17 protein-coding genes are annotated in these 21,506 nt (G+C 70.9%); 7 read left to right on the top strand and 10 right to left on the bottom strand.

The window, feature by feature from the left end; genetic code table 11:
* Positions 1–2: 2 nt before the first annotated feature.
* Positions 3–731, bottom strand: a complete 729-nt coding sequence (locus CBM981_RS05525; protein WP_087067602.1) for a pseudouridine synthase — start codon at positions 729–731, stop codon at positions 3–5.
* A 73-nt stretch (positions 732–804) separates the two neighbouring features.
* Here CBM981_RS05525 and CBM981_RS05520 point away from each other — a divergent pair, with 73 nt between their 5' ends.
* Positions 805–1,812, top strand: coding sequence for an RpoD/SigA family RNA polymerase sigma factor (locus CBM981_RS05520; protein ID WP_087067601.1), 1,008 nt, complete (start codon positions 805–807; stop codon positions 1,810–1,812).
* Positions 1,813–1,837: 25 nt separating this feature from the next.
* Here CBM981_RS05520 and CBM981_RS05515 read toward each other — a convergent pair whose 3' ends face one another.
* From CBM981_RS05515 to CBM981_RS05495, 4 genes are all read right to left on the bottom strand, one after another.
* Complete coding sequence (locus tag CBM981_RS05515; protein ID WP_087067600.1) at positions 1,838–2,743, bottom strand: M48 family metallopeptidase; 906 nt, start codon at positions 2,741–2,743, stop codon at positions 1,838–1,840.
* Entirely contained in the window at positions 2,740–6,858 is a 4,119-nt protein-coding gene (locus tag CBM981_RS05510) for a hypothetical protein (RefSeq protein WP_172820828.1), read from the bottom strand. The genes CBM981_RS05515 and CBM981_RS05510 overlap by 4 nt, the downstream gene beginning before the upstream one ends.
* Positions 6,859–7,054: 196 nt before the next feature.
* Positions 7,055–7,525, bottom strand: a complete 471-nt coding sequence (locus CBM981_RS05500) for a hypothetical protein (RefSeq protein ID WP_087067597.1) — start codon at positions 7,523–7,525, stop codon at positions 7,055–7,057.
* Positions 7,526–7,552: 27 nt separating this feature from the next.
* A complete protein-coding gene (locus CBM981_RS05495) occupies positions 7,553–9,145 on the bottom strand; it encodes an AarF/ABC1/UbiB kinase family protein (protein ID WP_087067596.1) in 1,593 nt (530 codons plus the stop codon).
* A gap of 236 nt (positions 9,146–9,381) precedes the next feature.
* Between CBM981_RS05495 and CBM981_RS05490 the strand changes: the two genes are divergently transcribed.
* The 3 genes from CBM981_RS05490 to CBM981_RS05480 all read left to right on the top strand — a co-directional run bounded on the left by CBM981_RS05490 (position 9,382) and on the right by CBM981_RS05480 (position 12,279).
* Positions 9,382–10,704, top strand: a complete 1,323-nt coding sequence (locus tag CBM981_RS05490) for a lysine decarboxylase (RefSeq protein ID WP_225867548.1) — start codon at positions 9,382–9,384, stop codon at positions 10,702–10,704.
* Between the two features lie 103 nt (positions 10,705–10,807).
* Complete coding sequence (cbiT, locus tag CBM981_RS05485; protein ID WP_087067594.1) at positions 10,808–11,437, top strand: precorrin-6Y C5,15-methyltransferase subunit CbiT; 630 nt, start codon at positions 10,808–10,810, stop codon at positions 11,435–11,437.
* Positions 11,434–12,279 carry a phosphatidate cytidylyltransferase gene (locus tag CBM981_RS05480; protein WP_087067593.1) on the top strand — a complete coding sequence of 282 codons (846 nt, stop codon included), beginning with the start codon at positions 11,434–11,436 and terminating at the stop codon, positions 12,277–12,279. Before cbiT ends, CBM981_RS05480 begins: the two co-directional genes overlap by 4 nt.
* Here the strand turns inward: CBM981_RS05480 and CBM981_RS05475 are convergent.
* The 5 genes from CBM981_RS05475 to CBM981_RS05455 form a co-directional block, all read right to left on the bottom strand.
* Positions 12,276–12,914: a DUF2993 domain-containing protein gene (locus CBM981_RS05475; protein WP_087069221.1), complete on the bottom strand. Its 639-nt coding sequence runs from the start codon at positions 12,912–12,914 to the stop codon at positions 12,276–12,278. The genes CBM981_RS05480 and CBM981_RS05475 overlap by 4 nt on opposite strands.
* A 7-nt stretch (positions 12,915–12,921) precedes the next feature.
* Positions 12,922–13,851: an alpha/beta fold hydrolase gene (locus CBM981_RS05470; protein WP_087067592.1), complete on the bottom strand. Its 930-nt coding sequence runs from the start codon at positions 13,849–13,851 to the stop codon at positions 12,922–12,924.
* Positions 13,848–15,026: an iron-containing alcohol dehydrogenase gene (locus CBM981_RS05465; protein ID WP_087067591.1), complete on the bottom strand. Its 1,179-nt coding sequence runs from the start codon at positions 15,024–15,026 to the stop codon at positions 13,848–13,850. The genes CBM981_RS05470 and CBM981_RS05465 overlap by 4 nt, the downstream gene beginning before the upstream one ends.
* 83 nt (positions 15,027–15,109) lie before the next feature.
* Positions 15,110–17,635, bottom strand: a complete 2,526-nt coding sequence (locus CBM981_RS05460) for an ATP-dependent Clp protease ATP-binding subunit (RefSeq protein WP_087067590.1) — start codon at positions 17,633–17,635, stop codon at positions 15,110–15,112.
* A 162-nt stretch (positions 17,636–17,797) separates the two neighbouring features.
* Entirely contained in the window at positions 17,798–18,283 is a 486-nt protein-coding gene (locus CBM981_RS05455; protein WP_369801668.1) for a GNAT family N-acetyltransferase, read from the bottom strand.
* Between the two features lie 150 nt (positions 18,284–18,433).
* Between CBM981_RS05455 and lysA the strand changes: the two genes are divergently transcribed.
* The 3 genes from lysA to CBM981_RS05440 are packed head-to-tail and all read left to right on the top strand — an operon-like array spanning position 18,434 to position 21,476.
* The gene (gene lysA, locus CBM981_RS05450; protein ID WP_087067588.1) at positions 18,434–19,852 is read left to right on the top strand and encodes a diaminopimelate decarboxylase; all 1,419 of its coding nucleotides are present in this window, start codon (positions 18,434–18,436) and stop codon (positions 19,850–19,852) included.
* Positions 19,853–19,872: 20 nt separating this feature from the next.
* Positions 19,873–20,703, top strand: a complete 831-nt coding sequence (locus CBM981_RS05445) for a diadenylate cyclase (protein ID WP_172820827.1) — start codon at positions 19,873–19,875, stop codon at positions 20,701–20,703.
* Entirely contained in the window at positions 20,700–21,476 is a 777-nt protein-coding gene (locus tag CBM981_RS05440; RefSeq protein ID WP_087067587.1) for an isoprenyl transferase, read from the top strand. Before CBM981_RS05445 ends, CBM981_RS05440 begins: the two co-directional genes overlap by 4 nt.
* The last annotated feature ends 30 nt before the right edge of the window (positions 21,477–21,506 follow it).

The raw sequence follows: 21,506 nt of genomic DNA, 5'->3' as shown, positions 1-21,506 counted from the left end.
GCTCAGGGGGGGGGAGTGGCCAGGGCCTGCCATTCTTGGCGATCGAGCGCCCGCCAGCACCCTTCCGCCAGCGAGCCCAGGCGGAGCGGACCGATGCCCACCCGCTGCAGATCCAGCACCGGGTGGCCCAGAAGGGCTGCGGTGCGGCGGATCTGCCGATTTCTTCCCTCCTCCATCACCAGCTCCAGCCGGGTGCCGCGCCGGCTGCGCTGCAGCACCCGGACCCCCACCGGCTGGCTGGTCACCCCCTCCAGGGGAACCCCCGCGGCCCATCGCTCCAGGGTGCGGGGGCTGGGGTCACCTGTGATCCACACGCGGTAGAGCTTGCGGTGGCCGTAGCGCGGATGGGTGAGCTGCAGGGTGAGCGTCCCCTGGTTCGTGAGCAGCAGGGCACCCCTGCTGTCGGCATCGAGGCGGCCCACGGGATGCAGGCCCTGGCCCCGCTGCAGCGCCGGAGGCAGAAGGTCGAGCACGGTGGGACGCCCCTGCGGATCGGAGCAGCTGCACAGCACCCCCACCGGTTTGTTGAGCAGCAGCAGCAGCGGCCGTGCCGGCCGGGCCAGCGGTCTGCCATCCACGGCGATGGTGTCGCGGTCGGGATCGGCGCTGTCTCCCAGCCTGGCCGCGGCGCCGTTCACCCGCACGCGCCCCTGCCGCAGCAGCTCCTCGGCATGGCGCCGTGAACAGACTCCGGCCGTGGCGATCAGTTTCTGCAGGCGCTGGCTGGCCATCGCCCCATGCTGGATCAGGGCCGAAAAAGGGTGGTAAATTTACGAAACAGAACCGTTTCGTAAACCGACCGTCATGCCCTCCCTGCCAGTGGCCGCGACCGCCGATGGCTCCGCTCAGGCTGGAGGCGGCGATCTGGTGCGCAGTTACCTGCGGGACATCGGCCGTGTGCCGCTGCTGACCCATGAGCAGGAGATCACGCTGGGCCGGCAGGTGCAGGAGCTGATGGCGCTGGAGGAGGTGGAGCAGGAGCTGACGATGCGTGCGGGCGGCACGGCGCCGAGCGCGGCGGAGCTGGCGAAGGCGGCGGGGTTGAGCCCGGCGGTGCTGAAGAAGCGGCTGCAGGCGGGCCGGCGGGCGAAGGAGCGGATGGTGGCGGCGAACCTGCGGCTGGTGGTGAGCGTGGCGAAGAAGTACACCAAGCGGAACATGGAGCTGCTGGATCTGATCCAGGAGGGAACGATCGGACTGGTGCGGGGCGTGGAGAAGTTCGACCCGACGCGGGGCTACAAGTTCAGTACGTATGCGTACTGGTGGATCCGCCAGGGGATCACGCGGGCGATCGCGGAGAAGAGCCGCACGATCCGTCTGCCGATCCACATCACCGAGACGCTGAACAAGCTGAAGAAGGGTCAGCGGGAGCTGAGCCAGGAGCTGGGGCGCACCCCCACGGTGACGGAGCTGGCGGGGTTCGTGGAGCTGCCGGAGGAGGAGGTGAAGGACCTGCTGTGCCGTGCGCGCCAGCCGGTGAGCCTGGAGACGAAGGTGGGGGACGGGGAGGACACGGAGCTGCTGGACCTGCTGGCGGGGGATGGGGAGCTGCCGGAGGAGCGTGTGGACGGGGAGTGCCTGAAGGGAGATCTGCGGGCGCTGCTGGAGCAGCTGCCGGAGCTGCAGGGGCGGGTGCTGAAGATGCGCTACGGCATCGCCACGGAGGGCGCCGGGATCACCGAGCCGATGAGCCTGAGTTCGATCGCCAAGAACCTGGGCATGAGTCGCGACAAGACTCGCAATCTCGAGCGCAAGGCCCTCGAGGGCATCCGCTCCCAGTCGCGGCGGCTGGAGGGCTACCTGGTGGCCTGAGGTCTTCGGGATCCACGCACCCCGTTCATCTCTCGGCTTCCACCCATTCCTCGGGGTGGTCCCGCTGCAGGCGTGTGCGTCGTTCCGAGAGGTTGCGTGCGCCCCGGTAGCGCCGCTCACCGGTATGGCCCCGCCACCAGGACCGGCTCCGCTGCTCGTAGAGGTGCTGCCGGAGCTCCGAGGGCGGATGGCTGCGGGAGAGGTCGCCGAGCAGGCCCACCGGGCGCCGACGGCCCTGGCCGGCCACCAGGATGCGGAAGGAGCCCGCCAGGGCGGAGGGGTCGTAGGGGCTGTCGGTCAGCAGGGCGAAGGCATAGGCGTCACTCTCGGACTCGGCCGCCTGGCTGTAGCGACGGCGCACGAGGATGGTGAGAATCTGATCGGCCAACCGCCCCAGCAGCACCGTGCCGGTGCGGCGGGCCAGCAACTCGCTGCGTACCAGCTCGAAGCAGTGGCCCAGCTCCAGATGGCCGATCTCATGCGCCAGCACGGCCACCACCTCCGCTTCCGTGGTCATCTCCTCCAGCAGTTCACGGCACACGAGCACAACCCCTCCGGGGAGCGCGGAGGCGTTGATGCCGCCGCAGGGGCCCACCGCATAGGCGCGGTAGTGGAGGTTGCGATGGCGATGGGGGCTCAGTAGCTCCATCAGGGCGTCGAGATAGGCCTGATCGGCATCACCTGGCTGGATCCGCCGGGCGTAGCGGGCGTGGAGCATGGTGCCCAGCTCCCGTTCATCCAGCTCCCCCACGGGCACCATGCGGCTGGCCAGGCGGTCGGCGAGCTGAAAGGGGGTGCCCAGCAGCCGGGCCGTGGGGGCCAGCGACGGGCGCAGCGGTGGGGCCGGGCCCTGGAGCACCAGCAGGCCGATCAGTCCACCGCCGCCCGTGAGCAGGGCCAGGAGCACGAGCAGCCGGGGAGGTGGCTTCATGGTCCGGGGCCCAGGGGTGGTTCGGCGTCCTCTCCGCCGCCGGTTGCCGCGCTGGCTTCAGGGCCGCTCTCGAAGCGATTGCGGAACCGGTTGTAGAGGGCGTTCATGCCCACCATCAGCAGGCCCACCCCGATGAACACCGCGCCGCGGATGCCCAGGTCGGCCTGGGCCATGTCGATCGCGACCAGCCGCAGCAGGCAGGCCCCCAGGGCGATGAGGGCCAGCAGCCGGAACTTGCCGTCCCGCAGCACGGCACTGAGGCCATAGATCACGAAGGCCTCGGTGGTCCAGAGGAGGGTGAGCAGGGCGCGGTCGTAGCGCAGCCAGAGGTAGTAGGTCACCACGGCGAAGAGGGGCAGGTAGATCCAGCGGTGGGGACGGCGACTGATGCGGCGGCCGATCCAGCCCAGTGGTCCCCAGGCGCGGCTGCTGCTGAGCTGCTCCACGTCCAGTTGGCGGTGGGTGACGAGGATGAAGCCCACCTGGAGGCCCATGGCCAGCAGAGCAATCTGCCCGGGCTGGAGGATCCAGGCCTGGGCCGGGGTCTGCAGCGTGCTCAGCACCGCCAGAAGCGTGGCCAGGCTCAGCCAGTAGAGCAGCACCGCATAGATCTGCAGCCGGGCCGCGAACAGCCGCCTGATCGGGCGGAGGATCACCAGCAGGGCCAGGCCCGCCCAGGCCACAGGGCGCCAGAACACCTCCACCTCGCTGAGCACGGTGACGACAGTCCCGAGCACCAAGGCTTCCAGCAGCAGCGGATGCAGCCGGTTCCAGAGCGCCAGACCGGTGAGACGGCTGCTGGAAGGGAGGAACCACCAGTACAGGAACACGGCCATGGCCAGCAGTTCGATGGCGAACCGGCCGGGCAGCGTCAGGCCTCCCAGCTCCAGCAGTACGGGGCTCTGGCTGATCACCAGCCCGTAGCCGCAGGCGAAGGCGAGCAGGAGGCCCACCGCGCAGATCAGGGCATGGCGGCCATCCGCCATGGGGAGCCTGCTGGTGAGCTCCAGGGCCAGCAGGGCCAGCAGCAGCCAGGCCACCGGCGGGATCAGGGGCGACACCGGGGCGAGGAGCAGCCAGCTCGCCAGACCTGCACCGCTGCCGATCAGATAGATGGGCAGGGGGTTCAGTCCGCCGACTCCGGAATCCGGCCCAGGGCGATCCGCCAGACGCTGCAGCAGGGCCAGGGCCGCCAGGGGCAGCAGGATCTGCAGCACCTCCTGGGCAGGGCAGGGCTGCTGCAGCAGCAGTTGCAGCCAGAGCTGCAGGTGCAGGGCAGTGACGCCGCACGCCGCGGCGGCGTGCAGCCCGGAAGGTCGCCACTGCCGGGCCAGCAGCAGCAGCCCGCCGAACGCCAGCAGCCCCCCGATGCCCCGCCAGGGCGCAGGCAGGCCCAGGGCCACACCGGCGTAGGTGAGGGCTGCCCCTTGCCAGGCGAGAGCTGGCGGCAGCAGCTGAGGGATCCCGGTTCGCTGCAGCCGCCCGTGCAGCACCGGGATCAGCTGGCCGGCGATCAGCAGGGTGGCGGCGCGGCTGCGGATCACCTCCGGACCCACCGCCCAGGCCAGCAGGGCGCTGAGCAGCAGCGCCACGGCCGTGCCGTTCAGCAGGATCCAGGCGCCACGGCGGGGGGCGCGCGCCCCCCGCAGCCACAGAATCTGCACCACCAGGACCAGGGGCAGCAGCCGGGGCAGGAGTTCCTGCCAGCTCCAGGACTGGGGTGCCAGCAGCCACACCCAGCTTCCCGCCAGCAGGACGCCGGTGGCGGCGGTGGTGCCGGCCACCAGGCCGGGGGGCCGGCGCCAGAGCCCGACCAGAAGGCTGAGCTGCAACAGGGCCGTGGCGATGGGCTCGGGCCAGGGCCGCGGCAGGCAGCCAAGGCTGCCGAGCAGCAGCAGCCCCGGCCCCAGCCAGCCCATCAGCTCGGGCCAGGGGGCCCGCAGCCGCCAGCGCATCATCCCCAGCTGGACGGCCACCAGCAGGGCTCCCCCGGCCAGGAGCAGCACGGCGTGGCCGGCCAGCCGCTCCGGCCCCACGACTCCCAGCCGCACCAGCAGGGTCATCTGGCCCCAGAACCCACCGCTCAGGCAGAGCAGCCACCAGCCCGTGGCCCTGGGGACGTCGTGCCGCCGGTCGCAGAGCAGCAGCAGGGCCAGAAGCAGCGGGGGGAGTGTCAGCGCGGCCAGGCTCTGCGGAGCCCAGGGCACCTGGTTCAGTAGCCGGATCCAGCTGCCGATGTGGATGAGCGTGATCATGGCCGCCAGGCCCTGGGCTCCCCCCGGCAGCTGCCAGTGCCTGGCGCTCAGCAGCGCGGCCGTCAGCACGGTGACGGTCAGCCAGGGCTGCCAGGCGTCTGGGGGGATCACGCTGGAGCCCAGCCAGAGCAGCAGGGCCCCGATCCATCCCATCCCGCCGGCTCCCGGCAGGGCCTTGGGCCGGTGCACACGGTGCTGGCTGGCCAGGGCCAGGGCCCCGCTGACCAGCAGCACAGCACTGTTCTGGAGGGGAGGGGCCTGCCCTGGTGGTGCCGCCCCCAGGGTCACCGCAGCCAGGGCCAGACCGGCCAGCAGGCTGAGCCACCAGCCCAGCTGCCGCACCATGGTGTCGGGATCCTGATGGCCCAGGTGAAGCAGGGCCAGGCACTCCAGCAGCACCAGGGCCGTGAGCAGGGTGGGATTGGCGACCCAGGGTCCGAGGCTGAGCAGGGCGGCGAGGCTGAAGGCCTGGGCGAGGATCACATCGCAGCGGCGCAGCCAGGAGAGCTCGGCCCGGCGGGCGCGGACGGCCAGCACCGCCAGCAGCCCGGCGCACGCCGCCAGGGCCAGAGCGCGGCTGCCCAGCTGGGGCGGTTCCAGCAACAGCGCCAGGGCAAGCCCCCCGCTGTTCACCAGCTGCACGAGCAGCGGCAGCGTCAGGCCGTGCTGCCGCAGCCGCTGCGGCCGTTGCAGCAGCACTGTGCCGGAAATGAACACCAGAGCGGCGGCCAGGGCGGCCTGGTTGCGGAGGGTGTCGCTCCCGGCCAGCAGGGGCAGGGTGCGAACGACCCAGTTGGCGTGGAACAGGCCGTAGCTCAGGCCCACCAGGAGCCGATGGCCGTACCAGGGCCGCGCCAGGGGCAGCACGACGCCCACCAGGGCGACCAGGCTGGCCACCGCCAGGATCAGCCCGCCCTGGGGGACGATCGTGAGGGGGACGAGGCACACCACCACGTGGAGTCCCGCCACGGTCTGGTTGGTGGCGACAGCGGCCAGCACCAGATTCACCGCGATGGCGGCGCCGAGCAGCGCCAGGCTCTGTCCCGGATCGTCCAGCCATTGCAGCCCCAGCTGAGGCAGGCCCCCGGCCGCGGTGCAGGCGAACAGCAGCAGGGCCGCCCCGCCGCTTCTCAGCCAGCGGCTCAGGCGCAGCCAGGGGGAGGCGGGTTTCAGCAGCAGGGAGGGCAGGGCCATGGCGGTGGCCGCCGCCACCACCAGCAGGAATCGTTGCCAGGGGTTGAACTGCAGGGCGACGTTGATGGCGGCGAAGGTCACGCCGGCCACCACCACCACGACCCCCAGCAGACCGGTCCAGTTGGCGATCAGGAGCTGCTCCCAGCGACGCCAGCGCTGCTGCCAAGGGCCCGGGGCACGGGGGGGCGCGGCGGCGCGGACGGCCTGGGGCCCAAGGGGGGGCGGTGGAGGCGGCGGTGCGGGCTGGGGGTGGGTGTGCGGTGGCGGCTGGGGTCGCGTCTGGGGTGGTGGCGGCTGGGGTGGCGGCGGTTCCCGTCGCGGTTCGGGCCGCAGTGGTGGGGGTGGCCGTCGTGCGGGGGCTGGCTGTTCGCCCGCTTCCCTTTCAGCCGCTTCCCGTGCCTGCGGTCTCCGTGCAGGTGTCCGATCGCTCTCTGGGGAGGGGCTCTGGTCCGGTCGCTGCCCGGCGGCGGTCGGGGCCTCGCCCCGCGGGGCACCCATCTGACGCTGGAGCCGCTCCAGCTCCAGCTCCAGCCGATCGAAGCGCAGCAGGATCGCAGCCACCGCGGCTTCCTGGCGCTCCAGGCGCTGGTCCAGGGAGAGGCCTCGGGCAGGGTCGGCTTGGCGGGATCGCTGGTCTTTCCTGTTCTCCAGGACGGCCAGGACCAAGACCACGATGGCCAGGAGAACCAGGAGAACCAGGAGAACCAGGAGGAACCCCATGATTGCCCGTCGTTCCTGTGATGGATTCAGGTTGACCTGGGTGAAGCCGTTGCGGAGCGAGTTGTTACATCGTTCCGGGCCTGGGAGGGGAACCAGGCTCAGCAGCAGGACTGGTCCGGGACCCGGTTCAGAAGAACTGGTCTCAGAAGAACTGGTCGAAGTTGTCGAAATCCACGGCGCTGAAGGTGCCGTTCTCCACCTGGGTCATGAGCCGCTCCAGCTGGGCCCACAGCGCTCCGGCGGTGCCGATCGAGAGCACGAACGACACCAGCAGGGCCGCCCCCGAGGAGAAGCCGAACACCTGCAGGCTGCCGCCGATGAACAGGGTCACACCGATCACCACGCCGATGTAGGGCACGGTGGTGCTGGCGGTGCCGAGGGGCAGCAGGGCCAGTCGGTCCTGTTTCCAGCCCTCGAGGCGGTCCTGCACCAGCCGGGCGAAGGTGAGGCCGCAGAGCACGCCGATGGCCAGGCCGACCCCCGCCACCAGATAGGGCGGCTCGATCAGCGGGGCGTACTCCAGCAGGATCTCGCTGGGGTCGAGGTCGCCGTAGAACCCGCTCGCCGCATCGAGGCTGGCGTCCTGCAGGTCGATGGGCGCAGGGTCGATCACGGCACGACAGGAAGGGTGGGGGTGACCCTAGGCCGCGGCCAGGGGGTTCAGTCTGGCCAGCAGCCCACCGGCCAGCTTGCGGGCGCTGAAGGTGCGCCGCAGCAGGCTGGCCAGGGCCCGCAGATCCTCGGTGTGAAGCCGGTCGTCACGCACCAGGGTGAGCAGCAGCCGCCGGCGCAGGCTGTCGCCCTCGGGTCCCAGCAGCAGCTTCAGGCCTGAGCCCATCACCGGCAGCAGATCGGGCCCTGGTCCGTCGTTCTCCAGCACGGCCAGCAGGCTTTCCAGCCGTTCGATCTGCAGCCTGCCATTGCTGTCGAACAGCACCTCGAGCAGCTTGTCGCGCATCTCCGCCGTGTCGCCGGCCAGCAGGCGCCGGGCCACGTAGGGGTAGGCCACCCGGATGATCTTGAAGTCGGGGTCGAGCCGCAGGGCCAGTCCCTCCTGGCTCACCACGGCCCGGATGATCAGGGCGAAGCGCACCGGCACCCGGAAGGGGTAGTCGAACACCAGCTCCGAGAAGCGATCGGTGACCGCCTTGAAGTTGAAGTTGCCCACGTTCTCGCCCAGGGCGCCGCCCAGCACCTCCTCCAGGGCGGGGATGATCGGCTCGAGGTCGGCGTCGGGGTTGAGGAAGCCCAGGGCCACGAAGTCCTGGGCGAGGGCCCGGAAGTCCCTGTTGATCAGGTGCACCACCGCGCCGGTGAGGGTGAGGCGGTCGGCGTCGCTGATGGAATCCATCATGCCGAAATCCACGTAGGCCACATGGCCCAGGGGCCCGGTGCGGCCCGGCAGGGCGAAGAGGTTGCCCGGGTGGGGGTCGGCATGGAAGTAGCCGAACTCCAGCAGCTGGCGCAGGCCGGCCACCACCCCGGTGCGGATCAGGGCGGTGGGGTCGAGATGGCGTGCCTCGAGCACATGGCGCTCCTGCAGCTTGGTGCCGTGGATCCAGCTGGTGGTGAGCACCCGACGGGTGCTGAGGCTGCGCTCCACCGCGGGCACGGTCACCTCGGGATGGTCCTCGAACAGGGCCGCGAAACGGTCGGCGTTGTCGGCTTCCTTGCGGTAATCGATCTCGTCGAACAGGGTCTGGCCGAACTCGTCGATGATCTCGTCGAGTCCGAAGCCCAGGTTGAGGGGCAGCAGCGGAGCACTGAGCACCGCCAGCAGACGGATGATCACCAGATCGCGCCGCAGGATGTGCGGCAGGTCCGGACGCTGCACCTTCACCGCCACCCAGTGGCCGTTGTCGAGCCTGGCCTTGTACACCTGGCCCAGGCTGGCGGCCGCCACCGGGTAGTCCGGGAAGCTGGCGAACAGGGTGCTGGCCGGAGCGCCCAGTTCCTCCTCGATCGTGCGCAGGGCCACCTCCAGGGGGAAGGCGGGGAGGTTGTCCTGCAGCTGGATCAGCTGTTCGAGCCAGTCCCGCCGCACCAGGTCGGGGCGGGTGGAGAGGGCCTGGCCCACCTTGATGAAGCAGGGGCCCAGGTTGGTGAGGGTGGTGAGGATGCGTTTGCCGAGCCGCTGCTGCACGCGGCGGTCGCTGCTGTTGGCCTGCACCACCAGCACCAGGGCGAGGCTGGTCAGCTGCCAGAGCACGGCCGTCAGCCTGCCGAGAAACATCCAGGGACGAGCCAGCAACCAGCGGCGATCGGCCCGGGGGTCGTAGGCAGGAGGCTCCGGAGGCGCCCCAGCGGGCCTCTCAGCAATGGTCAAGGCTGTGGTCGTTTGGGTGGGCAGACTCTAGGAACCCCGGCCGGTGAGGGGTCAGGAGCGCTCCATCCCTCCCGCTCCCCTGCTGCCGCCCTGCACGGCTTTTCCCCACGCTGTTCCCGCGCCTGTCTGCCTCCGACCCCCTGGTGCTGCACCTGCCGGCCCATGGCCGTGGCCGCGGCCTGCCGCCGGGCCTGGTCCGCCTGCTCCGCGCCAGGCCGGGCAGCTGGGACCTGCCGGAGCTGCCGGAGATCGGCGGTCCGCTCGAGGCCGAGGGCCTGGTGGCCGAGGAGCAGCGGGCCTGCGCCGCCCTGCTGGGGGCGGAGCGCTGCTGGTTCGGGGTGAACGGCGCCAGTGGCCTGCTGCAGGCGGCCCTGCTGGCCCTGGCGCCCCCCGGCAGCCGGGTTCTGCTGCCCCGCAACCTGCACCGCTCGCTGCTGCACGCCTGTGTGCTCGGCCAGCTGCAGCCCGTGCTGTTCAGCCTGCCCTTCGACCCTGCCACCGGGCTCTGGCTGCCCCCGTCACCGGCCTGGCTGGAGCGGTCCCTGGCGGACGCCCTGGCCGGCGGTCCGCTGGCGGCGGTGGCGGTAGTGAGTCCCACGTATCAGGGGTTTGGCGCCGATCTGCGCGGCCTGACCCAGCTGGTGCACGGGGCCGGTCTGCCGCTGCTGGTGGACCAGGCCCATGGGCAGGGGGAGGCCGTGGCCGCCGGTGCCGACCTGGTGGTGCTCTCCTGCCAGAAGAGCGGGGGGGGGCTGGCCCAGAGCGCGGCTCTGCTGGCCCAGGGGCCGCGGCTGGATCCCGCCGCGCTCGAGCGGTCTCTGCTGTGGCTGCAGACCTCCAGCCCCAGCGCCCTGTTGCTGCACTCCACCGCGCTGAGCCTGCGCCACGGCTGCAGTGCCGCCGGCCGTCGCCAGCGGGCCCGCGCCCTGGGGATCGCTGATCGCCTGGGCCGCCGCTGCCGCGAGCTCGGCCTGCCTCTGGTGCACGGTGAGGATCCGCTGCGGCTGGTGGTGCACACCGCGGCCTTCGGGGTCAACGGCCTGGTGGCCGATGCCTGGCTGCTCTCCCGGGGGGTGATCGCCGAGTTGCCCGAGCCCGGCACCCTCACCTTCTGCCTTGGCACGGCACCACCGCGGCGGGTGGTAAGGGAGCTTCCCCGGGCCCTGGCTGGCCTGCGGAGGGCCCTGGGTGGCGACCCGCTGCCGCCGTTCGCGGCCCCGCCCCTGCCGCGGGTGGCCGAGCCCGAGCAGGCGATCGCCGCGGCCTGGCGTGCCCCTTCGCAAGCGGTACCGCTGGCCGCGGCGGCCGGCAGGATCGCCGCCGAACCCCTCTGCCCTTACCCGCCGGGGATTCCCCTGCTGATCCCCGGGGAGCGCCTGGATGCGGCCAGGGCCGCCTGGCTGCAGGAGCAGCGGCGTCTCTGGCCGGGGCAGATCGCTGATACGGTGAACGTGGTGGTTGGGTGATGCGGAGCTTCCGGGCCCGGGGCTCTTCCCGGCCTGTCGGCTCCAGATGGCGCGCCCTCCCGTGCCACCCTGAGCTGCCCCGCTTGTTCCGAAGACCCGGCCGGTGATCGACGACCCCAGTGCTGCGTCCTCGGCCCCGCCCTACCAGTGGGACTTCGTCACCCCCGGCCTGCCGGATGGCGCCTTCGCGGCCGCCCCTGGGTTCAGCCCCACGCCGATGGAACTGCGGGTGATGCTGCTGGCCCACCTGCGCCCCCGGGCGGATTCCCTGGTGTGGGATGTGGGCGGGGGCACCGGCGCCCTGGCGCTTGAGATCGCCCGGCTGATGCCGCGGGGTCAGGTGCACACGCTGGAGCGCGACCCCGAGGCGATCGTGCTGCTGGAGCAGAACCGCCAGCGCTTCGGGATCACCAACCTCCACATCCATGCCGGGGCGGCGCCGGAGGACCTGGCCTCCCTTCCCGGCGCCCCGGACCGGGTGCTGCTGGAGGTGGGCCGCCCCCTCGGCGATGTGCTGCGGCAGGTGTGGTGGGTGCTGCAGCCCCAGGGCAGGCTGGTGATCAGCACCGCCAGCCTGGAGGGGCTGGTGGATGCCACCGACACCCTCGGCCAGCTGGCGGCCCGCGACGTGCAGGTGGTGCAGGCCACCGTGCACCGCATGCAGCGCCGCGGCAGCCAGGCCAAGCTGGCCGCCGCCGAGCCCCTGTTCCTGATCGCGGCGGAGCGGCCGTGATCCCCCAGCCCCGCACCAGCACGTCGCTGCCACGCCTGGTGAGCGGCTGGGCCGCCGGGGCCTTCGGCTTCGTGGTGGTGATGCTCGGCGGCTGGTGGTTCACCGTGGCGGTGGGGGTGATCGTGCACCTGGGCCTGCTGGAGTTCTTCCGCATGGCCCAGTTCAAGGGCATCCGGCCCGCCACCAAGACCACCCTGGTGGCGGTGCAGCTGCTGCTGGTGACCACCCAGCTGGCCAGCGGCGGCAGCTGGCTGGCCGGCGACGTGGCGGCGGCTGTGCTGCCGGCCTCGGGGGCCGTGATCTGCGGCTGGCTGCTGCTGCAGCCGGTCACCGGCACCATCGCCGACATCGCGGCCTCGGTGTTCGGCCTCTTCTACCTGGGCTTCCTGCCCAGCCACTGGATCAAGCTGCGCGAGCTGCCCGAGTCCGGCCTGGCCCTCACCCTGCTGGCCTGCTTCCTGATCGTGGCCACGGACATCGGCTCCTATGCCATCGGGCGCCGCTTCGGCCGGCGGCCCCTCTCGCCCATCTCCCCCGGCAAGACCGTGGAGGGCGCCCTGGGCGGGGTGGCCTGTGCCATGGCGGTGGGCGCCGTGGGCGGCACCTGGATCGGCTGGAGCTGGGGCTGGCTGATCGGTGCCGGCCTGGGCGCGGTGGTGGCGCTGTTCGCCCTGGTGGGGGATCTCACCGAGTCGATGATGAAGCGGGATGCCGGCCTGAAGGACTCCGGCGACGCCATTCCCGGCCATGGCGGCATCCTCGACCGCATCGACAGCTACCTGTTCGTGCCGGCGGTGGTGTATACGCTGGTCACGCTGGTGCTGCCGCTGCTGGGCGCCTAGGGCGTCACCGTGGCTTCTCCTTCCAGCACCACCAGCCCGCCCTCCACTGCGGCGCGCTCGATCGTGATGGCTGGATCCATCGGCAGCCGCATGGCGGTGGTGCCATCGGCGGCGTGCAGGGCGATGCTGCCCAGCTCGGCCTGCAGCCGAGTATCCAGCTCCCGCACGGTTGTGCTGCCGGGGATCCGGGCCTTCAGCACCAGCCATGGCTGCCGCACCGTGACTGCAAGCAGAGGTCCGATGCCCAGCAGGGTTTCGGCCAGGCTGTCCGCCAGAGGGCGCCAGGCCTGCTGGGCCAGCGACCGGTCCAGCCCTTCCGGGGTGAACCGCACCAGGCCGCGAATCCTGAAGGCCTCATCCAGCTGAAGCGGCTGTCCCCGCAGCACCTTGCCCAGCTGCACCTGAATCGGCTCGCTCCGCAGCGTCACGCTCTCCAGCTCCAGTCCCTGGTAGCGCACCCGCCTGGCCTGCAGGCGCACCCCGTCGAGATGGCCCCCCAGCAGCTGCAGCGCCGATCCGTCCAGGTCCAGCTCCAGCTGGTCGATGGCCTCGCACTGCTGGCGGATCCAGAGGCGCAGCGCCGCCGCCAGCAGCTGCAGGGCCGGGCCGCCGCGACGCTGGCCCGCCTCAGCCATCCCCGCCTCAGCCATGCCCGGCGGCCACGGCGGCTGGCGCCGGCTCGGGACTGTGCCAGGTGATGGCCACCTGGTCCGGCTGATCGATGTGGGGCAGGTGGCCGCAGTCCGCCAGCTCCTGCACCCGCTCGCCCAGCAGGGCCTGGGCGGCCCGCTTCTGGGGCGGCCGCAGGATCCGGTCGTCGGCGCCCCACAGCACCTGGATCGGCAGGGGTGGGAGGGGCTCGCCGCAGCCGGCGAAGCCACCGGAGCGGGCGAAGCGGCGCAGGGCCTCGGCCCAGCCCGGCGTGGCCAGATGCAGGGAAGCGATTTCCAGCTCGGCGGGCCCCACATCCCGATCCGGCTGGGCGAAGGCGCTGCGGCAGAGACCCCGCCGCACGCCGGGCAAGGCCAGGAAGCGCACACCCAGGCCGTCGAGCACCGGAGGCAGCGGCATCGGCCGTCCGGTGAGACCGGCCGGGGCCAGCAGCAGCATCCTGTTGAACTGGCCAGGCCGGCACCGGGCCAGTTCCACGGCCACCGCGCCACCCATGGAGGCCCCGATCAGGCCAAAGGGTTGGCCCGCTTCCCCCTTCCCGGCCAGCCCGCGGGCCTCCAGCGCCTTGAGCAGCGCCTCCAGATGGGCCAGCACCGCGGCGGGGCCGTACTCGGCCAGCGGATCGCGCGGCGTGAAGCCGAAGCCGAACAGGTCGGGAATGATCAGCCGATGCCGCTGGGCCAGCAGCGGTGCCAGACGGCGGAATTCCAGGAACGAGCTGTCGAAGCCGTGCAGCAGCAGCACGGGCGGGCCCTCCCCCAGCACCGCCACGGGCCAGAGCCCCTCGAAGCCTTCCAGAGGCCACCACTGCACCGCGCCTGCCAGGTGGCGGCCCTGGGGATCGAGGAGCTGGCGGGTTGCCTGATCCACCAGCTCGCGGCTGGCGTCGTGGCGGTTCACACCGGCCTCCGCTCGCCGCTGCAGGTGCTCACCAGGGCGGCCAGCAGATCGGCGCAACCCACCGCAAAGGGGAGGTGATGCAGGTCGGAGTCGGGGGCACAGGCGAAGGCGCAGGCCTGCTGCAGCTCCTGCAGGGTGGCCTGGCCGAGCCCGAGGTCATTGAGGGTGCGCGGAAGGCCGAGCCGCTCGAACAGGGGCAGCAGCTGGCGTCGCGCCTGGGCGGCCAGCTGGTTCTGCCCCAGCACCTGCTCCAGCCGCAGCTGCACCAGGATGCCGAAGCCCACCTTCTCGCCATGCAGCGCCCCATGGCTGGCGGCCAGCTGGGTGAGACCGTTGTGCACCGCATGGGCGGCCACGGTGCGGCAGCGGGCTCCTCCGAGCCCACCGATCAGCCCGGCGCTGAGGGCGCAGGCCTCGGCCACCCGCACCCAGGCCTCACTGGAGGGGTCCGCCAGAGCCGTCTCGGCATCGAGCAAGAGCTGGTCCCGCAGCACCCGGGCCATCTGCACCGCCTGCTGAATCAGCCCGTCGCTGCTGCCTCCCGAGCTCACCGAGGCCTCGTACCACTTGGCCAGGGCGTCGGCGATGCCGCTGGCCAGGGTGCGGGGCGGAGCCGTGCGCACCAGGGCGTGGTCGAACACCAGCAGCTCCGGACAACGCCGCAGCTCCACATCCTGGAGAAAGGCACCCTCCGGGCTGTAGAGGTTGGCCAGGGCCGTCCAGCCCGCACAGGTGGCGGCACTGGAGGGAACGGTGATGCAGGACAAACCGTGGCGCTCGGCGAGCAGCTTGCCGGCATCGAGCACCTTGCCGCCGCCGCAGGCGATGACAGCATCCACCGCCGGCGGGCCGGAGGAAGCGTTCAGGCCGGCGCTGAGGCGCTGCAGGTCGGTCTCGCAGCAATCCCAGTGCAGGCGCTCGTGGCGAAGGTCCAGGCCCGCCCGCTGCAGGTCATGGGCCAGCTGCTGCCGCAGCGGGGCGGTGCCCTCCCCCCTGCCGAGCAGCAGGGGACGCCGACAGAGCGCGGCGATGCGCGGCACGGCCTTCCGCCAGGCCCCTTCCCCACGGAACACCTCGGCCGGCGCGATCCGGTGGGTCTGGATGGATGGAGGGGACGCCTGCGTGGACGTTGTGGGGGCGGACTGGTCGGCCGTGCGCCGGGAACGCTGAGGCATGAATCAGTGGTGAAGATCCCCCCGCCCATCCCCGGCCGGGAGCCAGGGGTGTCGCGGGGGGATGGGGAAGGGAGGGGGGTGGCTCAGGCCCCGGCTCCCGCCAGCTCGGGGATGGCGGGCATGGCGTTCTGCTTGAGAATCACCACCTGCTTGTCGTCGTTCACATCGACGACCGCAGAATCCCCTTCGCCGATGCGACCGGAGAGGAACTCTTCGGCCAGGGAGTCCTCGAGCAGTCGCATCACGGCGCGGCGCAGGGGCCGGGCGCCGTACGAGGGGTTGTAGCCCTCTTCGACCAGCCGCTCCTTGAAGGCCTCGGTGACGGAGAGGTGGATGCCCTTGTCATCCATCCGGGAGAAGACCTCCTTGAGCATGATCTCGGCGATCTCCTTCACCTCATCGCGGGTGAGCTGGCGGAAGACGATGATCTCGTCGAGACGGTTGAGGAATTCAGGCCGGAAATACTGCTTCAGCTCCTCGTTCACCAGAGAGCGGATGCGGTTGTACTGGGTTTCTTCAGCATCGCTGCCGGAGAATTCGAAGCCGAGGCCACCGCCGCCCTTCTCGATCACCTTCGAACCGATGTTCGAGGTCATGATGATCAAGGTGTTCTTGAAGTCCACCGTGCGGCCCTTGGAATCGGTCAGACGACCATCTTCCAGAAGCTGCAGCAGCAGGTTGAACACATCGGGGTGGGCTTTCTCGATTTCGTCGAACAGCACCACGGTGTAAGGCCGGCGGCGCACCGCCTCGGTGAGCTGACCGCCCTCGTTGAAGCCCACGTAACCCGGAGGCGAGCCGATCAGCTTGCTGACCGTGTGGCGCTCCATGAATTCCGACATGTCGAGGCGGATCATCGCCTCTTCACTGCCGAAGAAGTAGGCCGCCAGGGATTTGGTGAGCTCGGTCTTGCCCACACCGGTGGGTCCGGAGAAGATGAAGCTGGCGATCGGCCGGTTCGGGTTCTTCAGACCCACCCGGGCGCGGCGAATGGCACGGGACACCGCCTTGACCGCCTCGTCCTGGCCGATCAGGCGCTGGTGGAGGGTTTCCTCCATGTTGAGCAGCTTGGCCGACTCGCTCTCGGTGAGCTTCTGGACGGGTACACCGGTCCAGGAGGCCACGATGTGGGCGATGTCCTCTTCGGACACCATCGGCGAGCGCTCCCCGTCTTCGGTGACGGTGGCGACGCTGCCGTCGGCCTCGGCGATACCCGGCTCCTCGTCCTTGCGGGCCTGCAGGATGGAGCGGATCTGCTCGCGGAGTTCAACCTCGCGGTCCCGGAGTTCACCGGCCTTGGTGAAGTCCTGCTCGCGCACGGCCTCTTCCTTCTGTTTCTGAACGGCGCGCAGCTGCTTGTCCACCTCCTTGGCGGCCGGGGGCAGCTTGGAGTTCATCAGGCGCACGCGGCTGCCGGCCTCATCGATCAGGTCGATGGCCTTGTCCGGAAGGAAGCGGTCGGAGATGTAGCGATCGCCCAGGGTCGCCGCCGCGATCAGGGCCTCGTCGGCGATCTTGAGCCGGTGGTGCTCCTCGTAACGCTCCTTCAGTCCGCGCAGGATCTCGATGGTGTCCTCCACGGAGGGCTCACCCACCATCACCGGCTGGAAACGCCGCTCCAGGGCCGCATCCCGCTCGATGTGCTTGCGGTACTCATCCAGGGTGGTGGCACCGATGCACTGCAGCTCGCCCCGGGCCAGGGCCGGTTTGAGGATGTTGGCGGCATCGATGGCGCCCTCGGCGGCACCGGCGCCGATCAGGGTGTGCACCTCGTCGATCACGAGGATCACGTTTCCAGCACCCCGGATCTCCTCCATGATCTTCTTGAGGCGCTCCTCGAACTCGCCGCGGTACTTGGTGCCGGCCACCAGCAGGCCGATGTCGAGGGTGAGCACCCTCTTGTCCTCGAGGATGTCCGGCACGTCGCCGGAGTTGATGCGCTGGGCGAGGCCCTCGGCAATGGCGGTCTTGCCGACGCCGGGCTCGCCGATCAGCACAGGATTGTTCTTGGTGCGGCGCCCGAGGATCTGGATCACCCGCTCGATCTCGTGCTGCCGGCCCACCACGGGGTCGAGCTTGCCGTCGGCGGCCTGCTGGGTGAGGTTGCTGCCGAACTCGTCGAGGGTGGGGGTCTTGGTGGAGCCCTTGCCACCGCCACCGGCGGCGACCTCGGCGGTCTCGCCGAGCATGCGGATCACCTGGGTGCGCACCTTGGCGAGATCCACACCGAGGTTCTCGAGCACCCGGGCGGCCACGCCCTCGCCTTCCCGGATCAGACCCAGCAGCAGGTGCTCGGTGCCGATGTAGTTGTGGCCGAGCTGGCGGGCCTCCTCCAGGGAGAGCTCAAGCACCCGCTTGGCCCTGGGGGTGAAGGGAATCTCCACGGCCACGAAGCCGGAGCCACGGCCGATGATCTTCTCCACCTCGACCCGGGCGTCCTTGAGGTTGACCCCCATCGACTTGAGCACCTTGGCGGCGACGCCCGTGCCCTCACCGATCAGACCCAGCAGGATCTGCTCAGTGCCCACAAAGTTGTGCCCAAGGCGGCGGGCCTCTTCCTGGGCCAGCATGATCACCTTGATGGCCTTCTCGGTAAACCGCTCGAACATGGGGCGGGGCCTGGTGCAAGTTGATCCAACCTATCAGGGTTGGACGGCCAGTGTGGTCAGGGGGAGATCAATGGGCAGAAGCCAGTGATCGCAGGCCGGTGGCGGCTTTTCATTGCAACTCAATCCGGCTAAGTCAGCCGATTGAGCAATAAGAAACGGCGGTTATCCGCACTGGTTCGGCGTGTTGTCCAGCCCCGGTCCTGCCGGCTCCGTCAGCGAGGCCCATTGGATCAGGGCGTCGGCCCCATCGCGGTAGTAACCGCGACGGCGGCCATGGATCCGGAATCCAAGCCGGCTGTACAGCCCCAGGGCCGCCCCGTTGGAGGCATGCACCTCGAGGGTGGCGGCGCCGGCCCCCCGCCGCCGCGCCTCGGCAAGAAGGTCGCGGAGCACCTGGCTGCCCAGGCCCCGGCGGCGCTCCGCGGGCTGCACCGCCACCAGGGTGATGTGCAGCTCATCCACCACCAGCCAGCCGCAGGCCATGGCCAGCAGGTCGGGGCCGCGCCAGAGGGCCCGCTTCAGGCGCTGGCCGTCGCGGAGTTCGGCACACCACTGCGCGGGGGTCCAGAGTCCCTCCAGGCTGGCCCGGTCCAGCGCCAGGCAGGCATCGAGGTGCTCAGGCCCGAGGTTGCCCGGCCGCAGCGGCACGGGCTCAGCTGGCTGGTGTTGTGTCTCAGCTGGTGGCCCATCGGGCTGCGCTGATCCCCCGGCGGCTGTGGGTCCAATCCCACCCAAGGCACTGACGGGCGCATTGCTTCCGTACATTCTGGAGGTCAGGTGCATGCACGGCGGAAGCCCATGGTGATCTCCAGCGAACCCGCCGCCGGGGTCCAGGCCCATCCCGGTCCGGCGGCAGGGCCCCGGCCGTTCGAGCCTGACCGGGATCTGACGAGCCCCAACTGCAACCTCACCCCCATCACCACGGAGGTGGATGGGGAAGGACGGCTGCAGGTGGGAGGTTGCGCCCTGGGCGATCTGGCCCGCACCTACGGCACGCCGCTGTATGTGCTGGATGAGGCCACCCTGCGGGCCAGCTGCCGGGCCTACAGCCAGGCCCTCAGCCAGGCCTACCCGGGCCCCTCGCTGGCGCTCTATGCCTCCAAGGCGAACAGCTCGCTGGCCATCACGGCGCTGGTGGCCCAGGAGGGACTCGGCCTCGATGCCGTCTCGGCGGGAGAGCTGCTCACCGCCCTGGCGGGTGGCATGCCGGCCGAGCGGATCGTGCTCCACGGCAACAACAAGAGCCTGGAGGAGCTCGCCCTGGCGGCGGAGCGCGGCGTCACGGTGGTGGCCGACAACTGGCGGGACATCGAGCTGCTCAGCGAGCTGGCGCCAAGCCTGAGGCAGCCCGTGCGGTTGATGCTGCGCTTCACCCCGGGCATCGAGTGCCACACCCACGAGTACATCCGCACCGGCCACCTCGACAGCAAGTTCGGCTTCGATCCCGACCAGCTCGAGGCGGTGCTCCAGCACCTGGCCGGCTGCAGCTGGGCACGGCTCACCGGTCTGCATGCCCACATCGGTTCCCAGATCTTCGAACTTCAGCCCCACCGCGATCTGGCCGGGGTGATGGCCGACGTTCTGAAGCTCGCCCGCAGCCTCGGCCATCCCGTGAGCGATCTCAACGTGGGCGGCGGCCTCGGCATCCGCTACGTGGCCAGCGACGATCCGCCCAGTATCGAGCTCTGGGTGCGGACCGTGGCCGAGGCGGTGGCCCGGGCCTGCCGTGAACGCGACCTCGAGCTGCCGCGGCTGCTGTGCGAACCGGGCCGCTCCCTGGTGGCCACGGCGGGGGTCACGCTGTACACGGTGGGCAGCCGCAAGCCCATCCCCGGCCTGCGCACCTATCTCGCGGTGGATGGGGGCATGAGCGACAACCCCCGCCCGATCACCTACCAGTCGCTGTACACCGCCGTTCTGGCCGATCGCCCGGGCGCCGAAGCCACCGAAACGGTGACCGTGGCCGGCAAGCACTGTGAGTCGGGCGACGTGCTGCTGCACGACATTGCGCTGCCCCCCGCCACCAGCGGCGACCTGCTGGTGGTGTTCGCCACCGGCGCCTACAACGCCTCGATGGCCTCCAACTACAACCGCATCCCACGGCCGGCGGCGGTGCTGGTGCATGACGGCCTGGCCGATCTGGTGCAGCGGCGCGAGCAGCCGGAAGACCTACTGCGCTATGACGTGCTTCCCGCCCGCCTCACGCCGGTAGCCTGAGCTGAGGATTGGGTTCAGGCGTGACCGGGCCGTGGCTGGGAGGTTGGCTTCGGCTGCTGGATCTGCGTCTGGTTCTTGATCTGTTCTGCGCCACGGCCCTGGGCGTGGTGGTGCTGGGCCGGGTCACCGAGGCCCGCACCCTCTGGCTGCTGCGGGGCTATCTGCTGCTGGTGGCCATGGCCTGGCTGGTGCAGCGCTACGCCAACCTGCCCCTCACCACCAAGCTGGTGGATGCCCTGGTGCTGGCCTGCAGCCTGGCCCTGGCCATCCTCTGGCAGGGGGAACTGCGCCGCCTGATGGAACTGCTCGGCACCGGCCGGCTGGGTGCGCTGTTCGGCAGCCGACGCCGCGACCAGATGGCCTCCGGATCGGTGGCGGTGCTCAGTGAGGCGGCGGGCCGCCTCTCCCAGGCCCGCCGCGGCGCCTTGATCGTGGTGGATCTCGGCAGCGACCTGCGCCCCGAGGACTTCCTCAATCCCGGCCTGCCGATCGACGGACAGCTCTCGGTGGACCTGCTGCTCAACCTGTTCGCGGCCGACACTCCACTCCACGACGGTGCCGTGCTCGTGAAGGGCAACCGGATTCTGGCGGCCGGGGTGATCCTGCCCCTCTCCCGCCAGGGCCTGAACCGCTACGGCACCCGCCATCTGGCGGCCATGGGCCTCACCGAACGCTTCGACCGCTGCCTGGCCATCGTGGTGTCCGAGGAGACGGGCACCCTGGCGCTGGCGAGCCAGGGTCGGCTGGAGCGACCGATCACCAGCAGCCGCCTTCACGATCTGCTGACCCGCTCGCTTGCCCTGGCGGGCGGGCGTAGCGTGGCCAAGGACACGCCGGATACCCGCGGATGAGTCGCGCCCTGGCGACCAGCACCCCCAGGCCACAGCATCCGTTCCCAGCGGGGCTGGACCCCACCCGTGTGCCCGCCCATGTGGCCGTGATCATGGATGGCAACGGCCGCTGGGCCCGGCGCCGCGGCCTGCCGCGGGTGATGGGGCACCGGGAGGGCGTGGAGGCCCTCAAGCGCACCCTGCGCCTCTGCAGCGACTGGGGGGTGGGGGCCCTCACGGCCTACGCGTTCTCCACCGAGAACTGGAACCGGCCCGGCGAGGAGGTGAACTTCCTGATGGCCCTGTTCGAACGGGTCCTGGAGCGGGAGATCGAAGGGCTGGAGCGGGAGCAGGTGCGCATCCGCTTTCTCGGCGACCTGCAGCCCCTGCCCCGGGGGCTGCAGCAACGCATCGCCGATGCCACCGCCCGCACCGCCGCCAACACCGGCATCCGTTTCAACGTGTGCACCAACTACGGCGGGCGGGCGGAGCTGGTGCGGGCGGCCCGGCGGCTGGCTGAGCGGGCCGCCCGCGGGGAGCTCGATCCGGCCAGCATCGACGAAGGCTGTTTCGCCGCCGAGCTGCACACCGCCGGCCAGCTCGATCCCGATCTGCTGATCCGCACCAGCGGCGAGCAGCGGATCAGCAATTTCCTGCTCTGGCAGCTGGCCTACGCCGAACTGCACATCACCGACGTGCTCTGGCCCGACTTCAATGCCGAGGCCCTGCTCTCGGCCCTGCTGGACTATCAGAACCGGCAGCGTCGCTTCGGCGGTGTCGACTCCGCCCGCTGAACCACGCCGGCCTCCCCTTCTCCCTGCCCC

Origin of the sequence: Cyanobium sp. NIES-981 (genome assembly GCF_900088535.1) — a bacterium.
Classification (GTDB): Bacteria; Cyanobacteriota; Cyanobacteriia; order PCC-6307; family Cyanobiaceae; genus NIES-981.
This window is presented reverse-complemented; position numbering and strand designations above follow the sequence as displayed.